Origin of the sequence: Christiangramia marina, from assembly GCF_048285865.1 — a bacterium.
Taxonomy (GTDB): Bacteria; Bacteroidota; Bacteroidia; order Flavobacteriales; family Flavobacteriaceae; genus Christiangramia; species Christiangramia marina.
On the sequence record NZ_JBLVTK010000010.1, the window covers coordinates 683 to 3,188 of the forward strand.

The window sequence follows — 2,506 nt, forward strand, 5'->3', positions numbered from 1 at the left end:
CTAATTTAGGTGAAAATGCGCTACAACGGTTACGGTTATCGCAAGTTGCGAGAGTAGGGACGCGGACTTGTCGGATTAGTTGTTATATTTCCTGGTTTCTAAAATTACACTTTTTCCTATAATACTCGTTATTTGCGATGAACCGATGTTGGCAAACGTTTCTATATCTATTAACTTGATATGTATTCCTCAATTTTTTCTATTACGTCTCTGTCCTTCACAATATTTAAATGATTCACATTATCCATAATTTGTACATCGGTGTATCTAGAAGCTGGACTATAAACTTCCTTAAACTCACCAGAGTAGAAACTCTCATCTTCTGTACCAACTAAAACTAAGCTTCTTGTTCGTAAGTTAGTAATATCTTTTTCATAGTCTTTAGGTGCAAAATTTACTGCCATACGGTAGGAATAGGATTTGTTTTGTAAGCTATCATCGTAGGCTTCTGGTCGGTTGAAAAATAGAACGGGTTTTCCATTAAAATTTTGAACACCAATAGAATTCAACATCGATAAACCAACCCACCTTTTAACCCCAATTGTAACCCATCCGCCACTTTCCGGTTTTACCGTTGGAGCATCATGGCCTAGATAAGGTGCAATCATTACAGCCTTATCAATTTTAGTTAGGTTTGAATTACCGATATATCTTAGAACTAAACCACCTCCTGAAGAATGTCCTGCCAGTATAATTTTCTTAGCATTTAAGCTATCTCTTGAAAACATGATAATATCTTCAATATCTTCTTCTAATTGACCGATGTATTTAATATCAGATTGATTTTTTAGATTACGACCATGACCTCTCAAATCTGGTGTAATTACTGTTGCAAAGTTATCTTGAGAAATATTACCAGCTAATGTTTCTAGGTACCTACTTTCAGATCCGCTTCCATGTATTAATATTAAAGCCGTTTTAGATTGGCTTGGATAAATTTCATTAAATAGATTATTCCCATCACGCATCTTAATCCATTTCTCATGTTTTTCAAAAGATTTTACCGATAGCGTATCAATTGAACTATAATCATAATTTTCGATTTTCTCCATTTTTGGAATTGGCCAATTGATAAGTACAAATACAGTTATTAAGAATAAACAAATATTGACTGCAAAAAATATTATTACTCGCTTTAGATTTTTTTTCATCATTAGGTTTTAATTATAACCCAAAAGTATTTTTAGCTATTGATAATTCTTAAAAATTGTTACTGAGTTGTATTAATGGAATGCTGAATTGAAATGTTTGCCAACGGTCTCGGCTATCGCAAGTGGCGGGAGTTGGGACGCGGAGTTGTCGGCTTAGTTTTTTTTCTTTCTTGGTTTCTAAAATTACAATTTTTTCACTATACCCGTTATTTGCGATTAACCGATGTTAGCTAGCGTTTAATTATCCCATTTTGTTTTAAGAATAGTTCCAACTGGATATTTTTCTTTTTTAAAATTATATAAATAGGATTTTCCAATCGTCGTATTTTCAAATATAGTATCTGGTTCAATGAACATGTCCATATTTTCTGTTTGAAATACTAAATTTTTATTTACTCCGTCAACTTTTCCTTTATCAATTGTTATCAACCAATGCTCTCCTTCGTATACCGTTTCAGGAACATTTTCAATATTTGTGATTTTTGCTACAATCGGATTTTTTAAAAATTGTTCTCGATATTTTGAAGGTATTTGATTTAAGTCAAATTTTGATTTAGTGGTATCTCTTTCTGCTTTTTTATTTACCAAATACCAACCATTATCATTTGGCTCAGAACCAATATTGTAATGATAAGCGAACTGGTCATAGTCAGTATTTTCATCTTGAAATCCAAAAAAAGAAATATACTCGTTCGAGAGTAAGTATTTGTTTTTATTCCAATTAACAATTTTGAATTCTGTTTTAATTCTCAAGCTATCTGGTCCGTATTTTAAATTTTCTATGGTCGGGTTTGCCATAGGAGAATCTTCTGGATAAATCTCAATTTCAACATTTTCAGGTTTTAATTTTATTTCATCCTTGTTTTTTAAATAAGTGCCATAGAATTTTCTTATTTCTCCACCACCAAAACAACTAAAAAGGCTTGTTTCAAATATAAATTGATCATTGGATAGTAAAGCAAGTTTTAAACGCATATTAAAACCATCTGCTTTATAAAAAGTAGTATCAACTGTTTTAACTGATTTTTTCGTTTGATTCTTCTTTCGTTCAGAACAAGAGCAAGCAATCAAAACAATTAAGATTAGAAAAATTTTCTTCATATTAAATGCTTGCTAACGGTCTCGGTTATCGCCAGTTGGCGGAGTATGGGAAGCGGATTTGTCGGCTTAGTATTGTTTTGTTGGTCAAGTTAATTGTTTTCCTTCTAACGATGCCGCTTATTGGCGATTAACCGTCTTAAGTTTAATTTTTCTAAATTTTGATTGTATAAACAGAAAGAACTAAAGAGAGGAATAAGATTAAATGAACCGTGGGAACTCAAAGATTCCGTCAACAATGATAATCCCCTCTCTTT

General features: G+C 32.0%; 2 protein-coding genes. Both read right to left on the reverse strand.

Features of this window, described 5'->3' with window-relative positions:
- Nucleotides 1-170 precede the first annotated feature (170 nt).
- Nucleotides 171-1,154, reverse strand: coding sequence for an alpha/beta hydrolase (locus ACNKXS_RS15065; RefSeq protein ID WP_417921596.1), 984 nt, complete (start codon nucleotides 1,152-1,154; stop codon nucleotides 171-173).
- A 234-nt stretch (nucleotides 1,155-1,388) separates the two neighbouring features.
- Nucleotides 1,389-2,252 carry a hypothetical protein gene (locus ACNKXS_RS15070; RefSeq protein ID WP_417921597.1) on the reverse strand — a complete coding sequence of 288 codons (864 nt, stop codon included), beginning with the start codon at nucleotides 2,250-2,252 and terminating at the stop codon, nucleotides 1,389-1,391.
- Nucleotides 2,253-2,506: the final 254 nt, after the last annotated feature.